The organism is Poriferisphaera corsica (assembly GCF_007747445.1).
GTDB lineage: Bacteria > Planctomycetota > Phycisphaerae > Phycisphaerales > Phycisphaeraceae > Poriferisphaera > Poriferisphaera corsica.
Genome location: NZ_CP036425.1, coordinates 2,206,395 through 2,221,524, shown reverse-complemented (window position 1 = coordinate 2,221,524; position 15,130 = coordinate 2,206,395). Strand labels below are relative to the sequence as shown.

Here is a 15,130-nt window from a genome sequence, read left to right as displayed (position 1 = left end):
ATCTGTGGCAGATTCGTCGATCATCACAAGTTCGACTCAACAGTAAGAGAACGCAGAAAATGGCAAACAAAGCAGCACTTGGTCTTGATTTTGGAACAGAATCCGTACGCGCCATCCTCGTCGATCTTCAAGGCAATGAAGTTGGTGTTGCAACAGCAAACTATAAGCACGGACAAATCACTGAATCTCTTCCGACAACCGGCGAAAAGTTGCCCCACAATTTCGCTCTTCAGCACCCACAAGACTGGATCGATCAAACCGCTGAAGCCGTTAAAAAAGCCGTTTCGATTGCTGGCATCAATCCAGCAGACATCGTTGGCATCGGCGTCGACTTTACCAGTTGCACCATGCTTCCCACTAAAGCCGACGGCACCCCCTTATGTCTAATCAACGATTACGCTTCAAATATTTTTGCATGGCCAAAACTATGGAAGCATCATGGCGCCATAACTCAAACTGAACGTATTAACAGGGTTGCGATCGAACGCAACGAACCCTGGCTCTCACGCTACGGCAATATCGTCGGTCTCGAATGGTTCTTCCCAAAAGTTCTCGAAACACTCGAATGTGATTCAGATATCTACAATGCCGCTGACGTCTGGATTGAAGCAGGAGACTGGTTCGTCTGGCAACTCGTCGGCGCATCATCGTCATTCAACAAAAAACACATCCCTCGCTCAACCTGCCAAGCTGGCTACAAAGCACTCTGGAATTCTCACTCCGGCTACCCCTCCACTGATTTTTTCAAAGCACTCGATCCACGCATGGCCAACATCGTCACCGATAAAATGCCCGGCAAACTCAAACCTCCCGGCGAGAAAGTCGGCGAACTCTCCGAGCGCATGGCCAAAACCCTTGGACTCGTTCCCGGCATACCCGTCTCCTCTGCCATCATCGATGCACATGCTGGCGTACCCGGCGTCGGAGCCGCTGACCCCGGCATACTCGTCATGGTCATGGGCACATCTTCCTGCCACATGCTCAACAGCACCAACGAAGTTGACATCCCCGGTATCGCAGGAGTCGTAGAAGGCGGCATACTCCCCGGATACTTCGGTTACGAAACTGGCCAAGCTGCTGTAGGTGATGCTTTCGCCTGGCTTCGAAGCACACTCAACACCGATTTCGACAAACTCACCTTGCTTGCTGAACAGGCAGGCATCGGTTCCGATGGTGTTCTCTGCATGGACTGGTTCAATGGCTGCCGCACCCCACTCATGGACGGCTCCCTTACCGGCGCTTTTAAAGGCCTCGCACTCCACCACAACCCCGGCCACATTTTCCGATCACTACTCGAATCCTCAGCATTCGGCTTCAACTGGATCCTCGACTGCCTGACCTCTCGCGACATCGCAATCAACCGCCTCATCGCCACCGGAGGCCTCCCACATCACAATCCGCTGCTCATGCAGATCTACGCCGATGTCTCCGGCAAATCGATCGAAGTTCATCCCTCAACCCAAGGCCCAGCCGTCGGTGCAGCCATGCTCGGCGCCAACGCCGCCCCATCTTCCGTCACAGGCTTCAAAAACATGCAGGAAACCATCACCGCAATGTCCGCTCAGCAACCCCCACTCACCCGCATCAATCCAATCCCAGATAATCACAAACAATATCAGCCTATCTACAAAGACTACCGCGCTTTCGCCAATTCACTACGTTGAAGCAGACTGGCTTAGAAAACTTTTATGACAATGATTGGCAGAGCAACGCAGCAAGTCTTCACGCAAAAGCTCAAATCAGAACAACTTCAAACAATTTCTAAATACCTTCGTATAATGTCCAATATATGAAGGTATTTTCTATCCATTTCGCATGAGGCATATCTTGCAAAATCAACCGCAACCAACAATCGAACAAGCAACCCCTAGGCTTCCCATCATCGCATCTGCCTCGCTTCTCATCACTGCTCTTCTCCCCGCTGTCGCACCTTTCTATGCTTCACTCTACCTTGATACACTTCCCGATCCTAACACGCCACTCATCACCATACCCGCCTTTGGCCCGTCCGCCATTGTCTTTCTTAACCTCATCGCGATCATCATTGCCGTTTTCTCAATCCCGCTTGCCAATCGTAGCGGTGCAAAATCGTTCCCACTGCTAAACGTATTCATCCTCATTCCTATCGCCTGCCTGCTTTACCATGCAACCCAATCTTACGACAACGCACTCCTCGCCTCCTCATGGATCGCCGCGCTCACCACAGCCCTCGCCACACTCTACCTCGCACAATTTCAACAAGTACAAAAGATCATCATTGCCGCCTTCGCTGCATTACTAATTCCGTACCTACTAGATTCAATCTGGTACCTTTTTGTGGAACAACCGCTCACGGTTCGCACTTTTATTGAAAATGAGCAAGCCGAACTCCTCGCACGCGGATGGGAAGCCGGCTCCACACAACACCAACTCTTCCTCCGCCGTATGCAATCACCCGATGCACTTGGCTCCTTTGGCCTTTCCAATGTTTTTGGCTCCATCCTCGTCACCATCATTCTCATCACCACAACCCTCACGCTCCATGCGCTCGCCCAATCTAATCGCAAGTTAGCTCGCATCATACCACTTGCCATCATCACCCTTGCAGGTCTCTTCACACTTTACTACACCCACTCCAAAGGCGCACTCGGTGTCCTTCCACTCGGTTTCCTTCTGCTCATCGCGTTTTTCATTACATCAAAAAAACCCTTCAAATCCAGTAAGTATCTCCTCACATGCCTTGCTTTGGCGATCGTACTCTTCCCATTCCTACTCGTCATCGCCCGCGGTCTACTCGGCGCTCCAGAAACCCATGAAGGCGAACGTTCACTTCTGTTCCGCTATCAATATTGGCTTGGCTCATGGAACATCTATACCGATTCCATCACAAACATCCTCCTCGGAACCGGCCCGGACAACTTCCGTTTCCAATACCTCATCCATAAACTCCCAGCCAACCCTGAAGACGTCATCAGCGCCCACAGCATCTTCATCGACTATATCGCAACCCTCGGCCTCGCCGGTATCCTACTCACCATTGCCGCACTTTCACTCATCATTAAATCCATCATCAATTTCACGCAAGTACTCAACACTCCAGAAGAATCTCAAACTTCCAACCCTTTCACACCTCGCATCACACTCGCGCTCGCAACTTTCATCGCCGCCTTAACCCTCGGCTTGCAATTCTACATCACACAACCAGAGCAATATGCAGACACCGCCATTCTTTGGCTTATCTCACTCATCGCCTTCATCGCCACTTTCTTCATCATCACTCATGCACTCGCCATTCCAACTCGAATTCAATCAATCGCACTCATAACAGCAGCCGTCGTGATTCTCGCCCATAGTCAAATCGAAATGACCTTTTTCCAATTCACCTCAGCTCCGATCGCCTGGCTCATCATCACCGCCGCATTCGCCTCAACCATCAAACCATCCAAAGCCTCGCGGCCCAAGTCTAATACGCGCATTGCCCTTATCACCACCATACTTCTCGCAATAACCGCAATCGCAACCTTCACCCTGATCACCCGTCCCATCAATCAATACCAAACCCTCCTTGTAAACGCAGAATCAGCCCTACATCAGCGCAGTTACTCACGCGCACTCGATCTGCTCGACAAGGCTGCCGCCGAACAGCCCACCGCTAACACCGCACAAAAATCCCGCATCCTCGTCCGCAGCAATATTGTCCTCCTCTATACGCAACGTAACAACAAACCATCCGCAATCAAATATCTAAATCAGGCCATTAATAACGCTCAAAACTACATCATTCACGCCCCCGGCGGCGCCGCGCCCTACCGCTACCTCATCCAACTTTATGAACTCGCCAACCGTGAGAACCTCTTGCCAAACGCATTAAATGACTCGCTCCACCCCGCAACAGAAGCCGTCAATCGTAGCCCCTACAGTCTGCCCGATTACCTCAAACTCGCCGATATCCAATACCAACTTGGCGATCGTACTGAAGCACAAAATATCTATCGGCACATACTTTCGCTCAACGATCAACTCTATCTTGATCCCGGTAAGCAACTCACTTCCAATCAACTTGAGTTAGTCAACAGCCGTCTTCAATTCACCCCACTCGAACAATAAAAAAACGACGCACAAAGCGCCGTTCTAATATTTCAATTTTCATTCTTTAATCTACGGATTAATTTTCAGCGTTTGCACATCAATACAAGCTACATCACACCTCTCGACAATAATATCCATCATCTTACGGGCATCTTCTTTCGATTCACCGATCACAAACATTGCTGACCCCGAACCTGTCACATGGACTGGTTTGTGCACCGCTTCGTAAATCCGGCCTCTCAACTCACCCAATCTCGGCTGTACCTTCTCTGCCGCTTCTGCCAAATCATTGAATGGCCCATCCGCCTTCAATTTTCCACCCTTAATCAGCGACCAAACCCCATCGTGATCTACATCTTTATGGTCTTCAGACATTTCATCAAATGCGTTATACACCTCTGCCGTCGCGCACCCAACATTCGGCATAATCAGCGCTAAATGCACAGGCTCCAAATGCGTCATCGCCTCAATCACTTCCCCATACCCAGTCGCCATCGCGCTCGGCTTCCCCAAAAATGCTGATACAGCAAACCCCACATCGCACCCTAATTCTGCGCCCATCGCAATCAAATCGTCATCCCCAATCCCCAGTTCAAACAGTTCATTTAGTCCCACCAGCATGCCAGCCGCATCACTCGATCCGCCTCCCAATCCAGCACCCGCCGGAATATATTTTTTAAGAGTCACCTCAACCGGCGGTATCTTCTTTTCAACCCGCCGTTTCATCAACTGATGCGCCTTATAAACTAGATCTTTCTCAACATCCCAGTCCACCGCCTGTCGTACCGAAGCATCCTCAGAGAAACTAATGTGGTACCGATCCTCAATCCCCTCGATACACTGCACCGATAACTGATCCCAAAAATCCACCGCAACCATCCAGCTTACAATCGGGTGATAACCATTCTCCTGTGCCGCGCCAACCGACAACGCCAAATTTACTTTCGCAGGGCACAACATCTCCGCCTCAGCATATGGCTCAACATGCGTCAATCTGCTTGTCATCAGCTTGCTCCGGCTTCTCACCCCACATGATTGATATCCACTTCCCACTGCTTCACAACTCAGGTATTACAACAGCGTCACATCTTCCTCGTCCCGTTCCCTTGCATCGACAAAACGAGGCTCAGGTGCACCACTTTTCTCACTACCACGATTCATCCGCGGCGGCGGCGGCGATGACTGCACAATCACAGGTGTCAATCTCGGGGCAGGGGGCATCGGCGAACTCGCCACATGCTTCTCGCTTGGAAACGACATCTTCGCCAATACATCATCCACCGAACCACTCACCATAATATGTCCGTGTAACCCCGCCCAGAACCCTTCCACTAAATCTTCTTGCGTAAAACGTCCTCCCCACGCCTCAATAATCTCATCCAGCACCCGTGGCACACCCATTCTGCCAGTATCAGCCACTGCTTCAGCACGATCCCTTCGAGCGTCCATCGCAATCCAGAACATCAACTGGTACAACGACAAATCCTCAAGCGCAATCTTCACATACATCCCAACCGACGGTCGAACCGTATGATGTCCCTCCAACTGATCCAGCACCGGCTCAAACCGGCGCTGCAATACCGCATCCAGTAGCTCACGTTTATCCTTGAAATACCGATAAATCGAACCAACCGCACAGTCCAATCGCTTCGCGATCTTTCTAATCGTTGTCCCGTCATACCCGGACTCAAGCAGACACGACAACGTTGCATCGAGTATTTGCTCTCGACTCAAGTTCGCCGGTACCTTCGTTTGCTGTACACGCCCGCTGTTCTGATTGACATAATCCAGCGGTAACCTGGAAGTGACTTCAAATCCATCATTCATAGAGGCTATTCCATCAGCCATTTGTGTCATAGTTCACCTCCTTGTGAACACATCTAGTCTCTACGCTACCACGTCAACTGTCAAGACAGTCTCTACCCCCAAACTCATTTTCTGGAAACAGTTAAAACAGGTAATCTATCTCCCCTCAATCCTATCACGCCTCTCAGTTTCAGCGTCAATTACCCAAATTGCTTTCGCTGACGTGCCGTACCAATATTCATCTGCTTCCGGTACTTCGCAACCGTTCTTCTGGCGATATCAATCCCCGCATTCTTTAGCGCCTCAACCAGAGAATCATCACTCAACGGCTTCATCTTGTTCTCGCCATCAATAATCTCTTTCAACTTCGCCTGTACCGCACTCCAACTCACCGATTCACCATCACCAGTCTCCGTGCCACCCGAGAAAAACATCCGTAGCGGATAAATCCCGCGCGGCGTCTGAATATACTTCTCATTCACAGCACGACTCACCGTCGCGACATGAATCCCCAACTGATCCGCTACCACCGTCATCGGTAGCGGCTTCAATGCCTGCTCACCTACATCAAAAAACTCACGCTGTGCATTCAGAACCACATTCACAACGCGCAACAACGTCGAACTCCGTTGATGCACCGCATCAATAATCCAGCTCGCAGACCGAATATTGTTATTGATAAAATCTCTCGTTTTCTTTTCTACCCCTTTGTCTTTTGCCATCTCCGCATACGACTCGCTAATCTGAAGCTGCGGCAACCGCTCGCTCGCCAGCCTAGCCACATAACAATCCTCGTCCTCAATAAAATCAACGATCGCATCAGGCGTAATTCGCTGCGGACTCTCATCTGCCAGCAATCTTCCTGGATGTGGCGTGAACTGTCGCAACTTCGCAATCGCCGCCGTAATATCCTCCATTTCCAGCCCCGTCTTCTTCGCGATCATCGGCAGCTTATTCCCCTCAATCTCCTTCAAATACTCATTCACCAGCAATCGCTCTACCGCCAGATCCACACCCTCATTCCGCATCTTCGCATCAATCTGCAACAAAAAGCATTCCCGAATATCCCGCGCACACAACCCTGTTGGCTCAAGCGTTCGTTGCAGCGCATAAATCGTTCCTTCCAGAAGCTTCTCATCCTTCAGATCCCCCGGCGCCTGATCCAGCAGCACCGAATCTTCCGTCCGCAGATATCCATCACCATCCACAAACCCGATCAAGTACACGCCCATCAGAATTTCTTCTTCAGGCAACTCAACCATCCGCCATTGATCAATCAACTGCTCATACAACGAAGCGCCACGCGCCGCCGTGTTCGCCATCGCATCAATCTTTGCATCACGTTCCCCTGTTCCTTTCGCCGCCCGCTGCTGAAAATCAATCTTTTCACCCGTCCCCGTTGTATTCGCTGCCCACGAATCCCCATACTCTTCCGAGATATTATTCAGCCGCTCAAAATCATCCCCTGTGTTCTTCGCTTCCGCATCATCCGAAACATACAGCTCCCGCTCACCCTCTCTCGAATCCCTCTCCTCTTGCTTCAACTCAGACGCAATCTGCTTCTCATCACTCCCCGGCTCCTGCAGCTCTAACGTCGGATTATTCGCAAGCTCTTGCTCAATCCGCTCCTCAAGCGCCTGCTGCGTCATCTGCAGGATTTCCATGCTCTGAATCATCCGCGGCGCCAGCTTCATCTGCTGACTCAACCGCATATGTTGTCCTGCATCAATTCGCATATTCAGGCATTTCCTCAAACCCGTCATCTGCCTGCCAGACACTCAACCTGACAACCCGATGCACTACTGATTCAAATCCCATTCAGCCACCAATCCGTCAGCAGCCGATCCCAATACCACCCCTTTATATCCTCCCTAAGCCTATCCCCTTATGTCATCTGATTATATCTACTTCGTAAACCGCACACATAAACAAAACGTTTTCAACCCTCGTTCGTACCCCGCAATAGCATAAGCCCCTACCTATCCATGCTAAACCCTGCTTCTTGACTGGATCGCATCCGACAACACCGTCTTGGATAGCCCCGCAAGCACCGAGCCCGCAGGCATCCCCCTTGCTAACCTCGTGACCTTTACCCCCATCGTCTCCAGCGATTCAGCCAGATACATCGCCGTCCCATCCCCTTCCAATGTCGGATTCATCCCCAAAATCACCTCCTCCACACCCCCACTTCTGACCCGCTCTAATAGCGGCTCAATATTCAGATCACCCGCCTCAATCCCATCCAGCGGCGCCAACCTCCCCATCAACACGTGATACATCCCCTTGTAACTCCCCGTCTGTTCCAGCATCGCAATATCACTCGGTTGCTCCACCACCAAAACCACACCCTTCTCCCGGCTTCCATCTCGGCATATCGGACATGGGTCAACCTCACTCACATTCCCGCACACACCACATACCTTCAAGTCCGTCTTAAACTTCCGAATCGCATCCGCCAGCCCAAAACTCGACTCCGCAGGCTCCCTCAACAGATAAAACGCAATCCTCTCCGCCGAACGCGTACCGATCCCCGGCAGCTTTCGCAGCTCGTCCATCAACACCTCAAACGCTCGCTTGTTTTCCGTTTTTCCCATGCCCCACATTCTAGCTCAATTCATCCCACCACGCCCCCCAAACCAAGGGTTCCACCCCATCACCTCACCCTTACCAACTTCCGCCTTTACCAGCTATGATGTCTGTATGAAAGACGACGACCAGGTCTGCCTCTGCTACCGCGTTTCAAAACGCAAGATCGTAAACTACTGTAAACGTGAACGCCCACCCGTCGCGTCCCTCATCTCCCAATGCCTTTCCGCCGGAACAGGCTGCGGCTGGTGCGTCCCCTACCTCAAACATCTCCACAAACAAACCCTTGAAGGCAACCCCAATCCCGACCTCTCACTCTCCCCCGAAGAGTACGCCAAAAACCGCGCCTCATATCGCAAAAACAAGAAACGTCCCTCATCTTCTACCAGTTCCTCAGATAGGTAGATCCAATGGATAGACACTTAATTCTTTGTATATTTTCTGTATAAATAATTGCAGATCGCTATTTAGTAATCCCAAATCATATTCTTCAAATTCAAATACTGTATTGCCATAATGTCTTACCATGCATGCCGCGGCATACTTTGAAAGCAACACATTTGATGACACGCACTGTTCCCATAATTTATGGCTACCCATTTCTTTCGAATGTTCGACGACCAAACGTAAACCATCTAAATGTTTTTGTGCTGTATCTTCAGAAGATTTGTTGAGTAAATATGTATATGTTTGACGGATTATTTCGTTCGGTACAACGCATAAATAATCCATCGCACGTTTTCGAACATATTCGTTATCATCACACAACTTCTCGAGCACACGAATAACAAACTGAGGGCTAGTTCTGATTGTAAATTTGGTCATTAACGCATCAATAGCATCAAATCTTACACGTGATTTTGAATGCGATAAGTATTTAACTAGATACGCATCCAATTCAGTCGCTGTACTTCCTAACTCAGAGGCTACAAATACAGCCAATTCGCCTAATTTCCCCTCTTGTTTGAACATGTCTTTCAAATGTTGTTTAGATAGACCACGTAAAAACAAATTCAATATTTCATAGGCGACGTTATCATCGTCGTAATCACTTTGAATATATTTTTTGAGCAGTAGCTCGAAATGTTCTGATTGCTTATTCATATTTATACCATACATATTTCTCATATGTATTCATGATTGCTTACTTAAATCTTATTTTGAGCTTCAGGTTGTCAACGATCGCTTTGCAAAAACCCTTCGCATGCTTCTTGAAACTCACAGGCCCATAATGCTGCTGGAAGCACAACGGATGCACTAAATCCATCGGCTTACCTGTGATAACATCCAGATCACGCCGCAAATCTAATTCTCCAAAGCGTTCCCTTTTCACATACAGCAACATGTTTTGTCTGTACCAATACGGTATCTGATCATCATGCCAAAACATTGGCCGTAGAAAATCTATAGGCACATAATCCCACTGAGCAAAAATCTCTGCCCAATAGCGCGGCCATTGCTCATTAACATGCATCCGTCCACCTTGTCCCGGTATCGCTGCAGAAAACAACACAAAATCCGAAGCCATCACCAATGACTCCACGAAATCCTTAGCAGAGCCCGGCTTGATATGTTCACCAACTTCAAGCGAAATGGCCAAATCATAACGTTCATCAAGTGTGATCTTCTGATCCAAATCCACCCTGCGAAATTGTTCAGCATCTATCTCAAGTGATTCATCTTTCACCCAGTCGCCATCTAATCCCAAAACATCATGGACACCTAAGCGCTTAATAGTTGAAAGCCAAATACCACTACCGCAACCAAAATCAACCACAGAATTTATCGTGGGTAAAAAATCCAATACCGCAGGCATCATGACCTCTGAAGCGTAATCCACCGTCTGTTGATAGCCTTGCTCCTCGTACAAATCGGTATACAACTCGTGAGAACTCATCGCTCATGCCCTTCCCTAAAAATCTTAAAAAGTGCAAATGCATCAACCCTAAAAGTATCGTTTGGATAACGAACGATATCGTGACGTAAGCAAATGAGGCAATCAGTCGTAATGCCTTAAAGAGCAAACTGCCAACATGTGTTATGGTTGCCTATCAAATGCTTAACGTATGAAATGTATTGCAAAGCTTTCTAGATACTTCAAACAATACGAAATCAATCTTACAAATAAACTGACGTGTTATGCATGATTAGCACATGATCCTCACGCATATCCTGGCATTAATCTTAAAACACATTCATATCACGCAAAATGCCAAATGATCCTGTCAATTTTCACACTTTTGCGCGCACGAAATTTACAAACCATCAAAAGTTAGCCTTTTTTTCGCCAAAATGGATTCATTTTGAACTCAAACTGGCAAATGCTGTGCGAAAACGATACAAAACGTGCATTTCTTGAATTTCAGTTGTCCGAGAAACGTAACAACTTAATCATGCACAACTAAGAATTTCCAGAAGCGCGTTTGTGTGCGGATAGAAGGGTGTTTCAGCACCAATTGCAAAACAAAACGTGCGCACAAAAACCTCAAATTCATTCCGCATATATATGTAGTAGCATCAGATTGCGCTGAACATCGAAACAACAGTCAAGATGCATCATCCTGCCCATATTCCACGACAACGCTCAGTTGTGTGCGACATATTTTCACCCCAACCTCAACCCCGCTATCATGTACGCATGAAGCCAAAAACCCTGATTATTCGTACCGCGGGAACCAATTGTGACCTCGAACTCTCCCATGCTTTTCAGCTTGCTGGTGCAGAAACCGAGACGCACCACCTCAACGATCTCATCGAAAATCCCGATCAGATCGCCCGCTTCGACATCATCGGCTTCCCCGGCGGATTCAGCTACGGCGACGACGTTGCAGCCGGACGAATTCTCGCTAACCGTTTGAAGCATCAGCTTTTAGAGCCGCTTCAAGATGCCGTCAAACGCGGCGTTCCCATGATCGGTATCTGCAATGGCTTCCAGGTTCTCGTCAAGCTCGGCCTGCTTCCCGACCCGCACGCAGCCGTCCAAACCGTCACACTCGCCGACAATACCAATCCACGCTTCCTCGACCGTTGGGTCGGCCAAGAAGTTGATTCCCAAACCAAATGCATCTGGACGCAAGGCCTAACCAGCTTTGAACTTCCAATCGCTCACGGTGAAGGCCGCTTTGTCACGGAGAACGACAACATTATCGCGCAACTCAAGGCTAATAAACAAGTTGCAATCCGCTATCCGCAAAACGATAACCCCAACGGCTCCGTCGACAACATCGCGGGTATCTGTGATCCAACCGGCCTCATCCTCGGGCTCATGCCTCACCCCGAACGCTATATCGATGCGACGAACCACCCCCAGTGGACACGCCAGAGTGAAGAAGTTAAATCCAATACACCAGCGGGTTTACAGTTCTTTATTAACGCAGTGAGTTATGTCAAAGATCGTAACGGCGCAACGGTTTAATACAAACGACAGACAATCGTACAATTCGTTGAAAATAAAGACGATATAAATTTCATTAACCCCCCTCATCGGCTGGCAAGCTGGACGAAGGGGTGTATAATGTCCGATTCAACTGATTTGCAGCTGGATTTATTGATACGTGTTGTATCAACCTGACTGCAGGCAAGGCTCGTCATACCCGACGGGCGACCCGAATGTTGTCAGCGGTAAGTTGCCGTTGCCGGGTAAGTTATAAATGTAAGGGAACAATTTTACATGGTTAATCAGAGTCTCATCTCCTCACTTTCTATCGAAGAAACCGAAGCATTTGACCTGCTGGCTGCCGAATTCGGCTCAGCGGTTGCTGACGGCGATATGGAAGGTTTGATTGAAGGTCAGATCGGCGATTTCAAGCCGGGCACAATCCTTCAAGGCAAAATCATCGGTTACGCTGGCGACGACTTCCTCGTTGAAGTTGGCCTCAAGTCTGAAGGCGTTCTGGACAAGAACGAATTCGATGACGCGGCTGACGTTGAAGTTGGCGACACCGTCGAAGTGCTTCTCGAAGAAGTCGAAGGCGATGACGGCATGGTGCAGCTATCCAAGCGTAAAGCGGATCGCATCCGTGGCTGGGAACGCATCATCACAGAAAAAGACGAAGGCGATACTGTTGACGGTAAGGTCATGCGGAAAATCAAGGGTGGCTTGCTCGTCGACATCGGCGTGCCAGTCTTCCTGCCTGCTTCACAGGTTGATATCCGTCGTCCTGCTGACATCGGCATCTTCATCGGCGAAACGATCGAAGCTCAGATCCTTAAGATCGACGAGCAACGTCGTAACATCGTCATCAGTCGTCGTAAGCTCATCGAAGAGCGTCGTACCGAACAGCGTCAGAAGCTTCTTTCAGATATCAAAGAAGGCGATCTGGTCAGCGGTATGGTCAAGAACATTGCGGACTTCGGTGCATTCGTCGACCTCGGCGGCATCGACGGTCTCCTGCATATCACCGATATGTCTTGGGGCCGCGTGAACCATCCTTCGGACATCGTCAAGCTCGACGAGAAGATCGAAGTCAAGGTTCTGTCCATCGACTACGACAAGGAAAAGATCGCTCTCGGCCTGAAGCAGAAAGATGCTTCACCTTGGGAAGACATCGAGCAGAAGTACCCACAGAACACACGTATTCGCGGCACAGTCACGAACATCATGTCCTACGGTGCATTCGTCAAGCTCGAAGAAGGTGTCGAAGGTCTCGTACACATCTCCGAGATGTCATGGACGCGTCGCATCAACCACCCATCAGAGATGGTTTCGATCGGCGAAGAAGTCGAAGTCGTTGTCTTGGACATCAACAAGGACAAGCAGGAAATCAGCTTGGGCATGAAGCAGACCGAGGTCAATCCTTGGGAACTCGTGGCCGAGAAATATCCTCCAGGTACGATCGTCGAAGGCAAGGTTCGCAATCTCGCATCATACGGTGCGTTCATCGAAATCGAGCCAGGCATCGATGGTTTGCTCCACGTTTCCGACCTCTCATGGACCAAGAAGCTTTCGCATCCAAACGAAATGCTCAAGAAGGGCGAAACCATCAAGTGTATCGTTCTCGAAGTGGACCAAGAGAAGCAACGTGTTGCTCTGGGCCTGAAGCAGATGACCGAAGACCCATGGTTAGAAGCGATTCCTACACACTACCAGCCTGGTATGATCGTGCAGGGTAAGGTTACGAAGATCACCAACTTCGGCGTATTCGTCGAGTTGGAAGAAGATCTCGAAGGCCTGCTTCATATCTCCGAACTGGCAGACCACAAGGTCGAAAACCCACAGGACGTTGTCCAGGTTGGCCAGGACGTGGAAGTCAAGATCTTGCGAGTCGACCTCGACGAGCGCAAGATTGGTCTCTCGCTCAAGCGTGCTCAGTGGACTTCCGATCAGGAAGCAGCTGCAGAGAAAGCAGAAGGCGGCAGCAAGGGCGGAGCAGCAGACAGCGGTGCAGGCGGCATCGGTGGTCTGGGCGACGACCTTGGTCACCTCGGCACCGACAAGATTACTTTCGGTGGCGGCAACTAAGCAACGCTTAGAACTGCAAAAATTAAAAGAACCGGCTCGAAAGGGTCGGTTCTTTTTTTATAGATACTGAGAGAAGGTCATGCGATGTAAAAAACACTGCGCGTGATCTCCGGGTATTAGAAATTGGGCTTGTGAAGATTATTTTGATATTGAGTAAAAAGAAAAGGTGATGTGTGGAACATCACCTTCTCGAGGGGGGGATTATGTACGGGTTTTATGTTTTACTTCAAAATGTATGGCGAAAAGATTTACTGTGTTCTGTGTGATTGCGGAGCGTGCTTGCTGGCATTTACTCGTTTTGAAGCTTTGTATGTTGCGCTGCAGATTGTTCAAGTTCATTGATAAAACGGATCATGAATGGGAATGACGGTGGGACGACTTGGCCGTGATTGCAGTATTCTTGTTCGATGAGTTTGGTTTGTGTGTGGCCAGCGATTTTCATCATGCGATGGAGATAGGCGTTTTCTTCATAGCGGCCAAAGAGTTCGAGGTCACGATCGCCTGTAATGAGCAGCATGGGTGGTGCGTCTTTACGGACATGGAAGAGTGGGGCAAGGTCATCGATGAGTGGTTGTGTGTTTGGTATGCCGCGTTCTTTACGAATGGTGAAGTGGGTGATAGCTTGTCCGGTGATGGGGATGAGTGCGGCAAGACGGTTTGCGTCTATGCTGTGTTTGGCGAGCCAGCGTTTATCCAAGCCGATCATGCTGGTGAGATAGCCTCCGGCGGAAGCGCCTGAGAGATAGATTTTGTCGGGATTGCCACCGTATTGGGTGATGTTGTTGAAGACCCATGCCACGGCTGCGGCGGCGTCTTCGATATAAACAGGGGCTTTGACTTTGGGGTGTAAGCGGTAGTTAACTGCTACGACAGCGAAGCCTTTGTTGGTGAGTTCGCCGGGGATGTATTTATTGCCGGTGTAGAGGCCGCCGCTGTGTAGCCAGATGACAGTGGGAAAATTAGTTTTGTTGGTTGGATAGTAGATATCAAGCCGACAGAGCTGTGTTTGGTAATCAGTCGGGTTCTCGTCTGTGGGATAGAAAATATCGGATTTGGTGGTGTATTTAATTGGCTCGTCAGCGGCGGAGGCTGGTATGCATAGCATGAAGATACAGAAGAGTATGCAGGCGAAAATTAGTTTGAATGATGTCATTGGCAACTCCGGTATAATATAGCGTTAACGATATACTATACCGGGTTGGTATGAAA

12 protein-coding genes are annotated in these 15,130 nt (G+C 49.3%); 5 read left to right on the top strand and 7 right to left on the bottom strand.

The window, feature by feature from the left end:
- Nucleotides 1-59 precede the first annotated feature (59 nt).
- Together KS4_RS09145 and KS4_RS09140 are read left to right on the top strand one after the other, a co-directional pair.
- Entirely contained in the window at nucleotides 60-1,664 is a 1,605-nt protein-coding gene (locus tag KS4_RS09145) for a ribulokinase (RefSeq protein WP_145077259.1), read from the top strand.
- A 163-nt stretch (nucleotides 1,665-1,827) separates the two neighbouring features.
- Entirely contained in the window at nucleotides 1,828-4,086 is a 2,259-nt protein-coding gene (locus tag KS4_RS09140) for an O-antigen ligase family protein (protein WP_200761114.1), read from the top strand.
- Between the two features lie 51 nt (nucleotides 4,087-4,137).
- Here KS4_RS09140 and ispE read toward each other — a convergent pair whose 3' ends face one another.
- The 4 genes from ispE to recR form a co-directional block, all read right to left on the bottom strand.
- Nucleotides 4,138-5,073, bottom strand: coding sequence for a 4-(cytidine 5'-diphospho)-2-C-methyl-D-erythritol kinase (gene ispE, locus KS4_RS09135; RefSeq protein ID WP_145077255.1), 936 nt, complete (start codon nucleotides 5,071-5,073; stop codon nucleotides 4,138-4,140).
- Nucleotides 5,074-5,139: 66 nt separating this feature from the next.
- Nucleotides 5,140-5,925, bottom strand: coding sequence for a TetR/AcrR family transcriptional regulator (locus tag KS4_RS09130; RefSeq protein WP_145077253.1), 786 nt, complete (start codon nucleotides 5,923-5,925; stop codon nucleotides 5,140-5,142).
- A gap of 149 nt (nucleotides 5,926-6,074) precedes the next feature.
- Nucleotides 6,075-7,610 carry an RNA polymerase factor sigma-54 gene (gene rpoN, locus KS4_RS09125; protein WP_200761113.1) on the bottom strand — a complete coding sequence of 512 codons (1,536 nt, stop codon included), beginning with the start codon at nucleotides 7,608-7,610 and terminating at the stop codon, nucleotides 6,075-6,077.
- Nucleotides 7,611-7,862: 252 nt separating this feature from the next.
- Entirely contained in the window at nucleotides 7,863-8,468 is a 606-nt protein-coding gene (gene recR / locus KS4_RS09120; protein ID WP_145077249.1) for a recombination mediator RecR, read from the bottom strand.
- A gap of 106 nt (nucleotides 8,469-8,574) precedes the next feature.
- On the opposite strand from recR, the gene KS4_RS09115 reads away from it, so the two are divergent.
- Nucleotides 8,575-8,865, top strand: a complete 291-nt coding sequence (locus tag KS4_RS09115; protein ID WP_145077247.1) for a (2Fe-2S)-binding protein — start codon at nucleotides 8,575-8,577, stop codon at nucleotides 8,863-8,865.
- Here the strand turns inward: KS4_RS09115 and KS4_RS09110 are convergent.
- Complete coding sequence (locus KS4_RS09110) at nucleotides 8,854-9,564, bottom strand: HEAT repeat domain-containing protein (RefSeq protein WP_145077246.1); 711 nt, start codon at nucleotides 9,562-9,564, stop codon at nucleotides 8,854-8,856. The two genes, KS4_RS09115 and KS4_RS09110, sit on opposite strands and share 12 nt — an antisense overlap.
- Nucleotides 9,565-9,604: 40 nt before the next feature.
- Entirely contained in the window at nucleotides 9,605-10,357 is a 753-nt protein-coding gene (locus KS4_RS09105; RefSeq protein ID WP_145077244.1) for a methyltransferase domain-containing protein, read from the bottom strand.
- A gap of 741 nt (nucleotides 10,358-11,098) precedes the next feature.
- Between KS4_RS09105 and purQ the strand changes: the two genes are divergently transcribed.
- On the top strand, nucleotides 11,099-11,875 hold the full coding sequence (gene purQ, locus KS4_RS09100) for a phosphoribosylformylglycinamidine synthase I (protein ID WP_145077242.1): 777 nt from the start codon (nucleotides 11,099-11,101) through the stop codon (nucleotides 11,873-11,875).
- 255 nt (nucleotides 11,876-12,130) lie between these two features.
- Nucleotides 12,131-13,921, top strand: a complete 1,791-nt coding sequence (locus tag KS4_RS09095; protein WP_145077240.1) for a 30S ribosomal protein S1 — start codon at nucleotides 12,131-12,133, stop codon at nucleotides 13,919-13,921.
- A 289-nt stretch (nucleotides 13,922-14,210) separates the two neighbouring features.
- Here KS4_RS09095 and KS4_RS09090 read toward each other — a convergent pair whose 3' ends face one another.
- A complete protein-coding gene (locus KS4_RS09090; RefSeq protein WP_145077238.1) occupies nucleotides 14,211-15,074 on the bottom strand; it encodes an alpha/beta hydrolase in 864 nt (287 codons plus the stop codon).
- Nucleotides 15,075-15,130: the final 56 nt, after the last annotated feature.

Excerpts from the sequence above, each read along its gene's own strand:
- KS4_RS09105 (WP_145077244.1), bottom strand. The coding sequence starts at position 10,357 with ATGAGTTCTCACGAGTTGTATACCGATTTGTACGAGGAGCAAGGCTAT.
- KS4_RS09115 (WP_145077247.1), top strand. The coding sequence starts at position 8,575 with ATGAAAGACGACGACCAGGTCTGCCTCTGCTACCGCGTTTCAAAACGC.
- ispE (WP_145077255.1), bottom strand. The coding sequence starts at position 5,073 with ATGACAAGCAGATTGACGCATGTTGAGCCATATGCTGAGGCGGAGATG.
- KS4_RS09095 (WP_145077240.1), top strand. The coding sequence starts at position 12,131 with ATGGTTAATCAGAGTCTCATCTCCTCACTTTCTATCGAAGAAACCGAA.
- KS4_RS09130 (WP_145077253.1), bottom strand. The coding sequence starts at position 5,925 with ATGACACAAATGGCTGATGGAATAGCCTCTATGAATGATGGATTTGAA.
- rpoN (WP_200761113.1), bottom strand. The coding sequence starts at position 7,610 with ATGCGAATTGATGCAGGACAACATATGCGGTTGAGTCAGCAGATGAAG.
- KS4_RS09145 (WP_145077259.1), top strand. The coding sequence starts at position 60 with ATGGCAAACAAAGCAGCACTTGGTCTTGATTTTGGAACAGAATCCGTA.
- purQ (WP_145077242.1), top strand. The coding sequence starts at position 11,099 with ATGAAGCCAAAAACCCTGATTATTCGTACCGCGGGAACCAATTGTGAC.
- recR (WP_145077249.1), bottom strand. The coding sequence starts at position 8,468 with ATGGGAAAAACGGAAAACAAGCGAGCGTTTGAGGTGTTGATGGACGAG.
- KS4_RS09090 (WP_145077238.1), bottom strand. The coding sequence starts at position 15,074 with ATGACATCATTCAAACTAATTTTCGCCTGCATACTCTTCTGTATCTTC.
- KS4_RS09110 (WP_145077246.1), bottom strand. The coding sequence starts at position 9,564 with ATGAATAAGCAATCAGAACATTTCGAGCTACTGCTCAAAAAATATATT.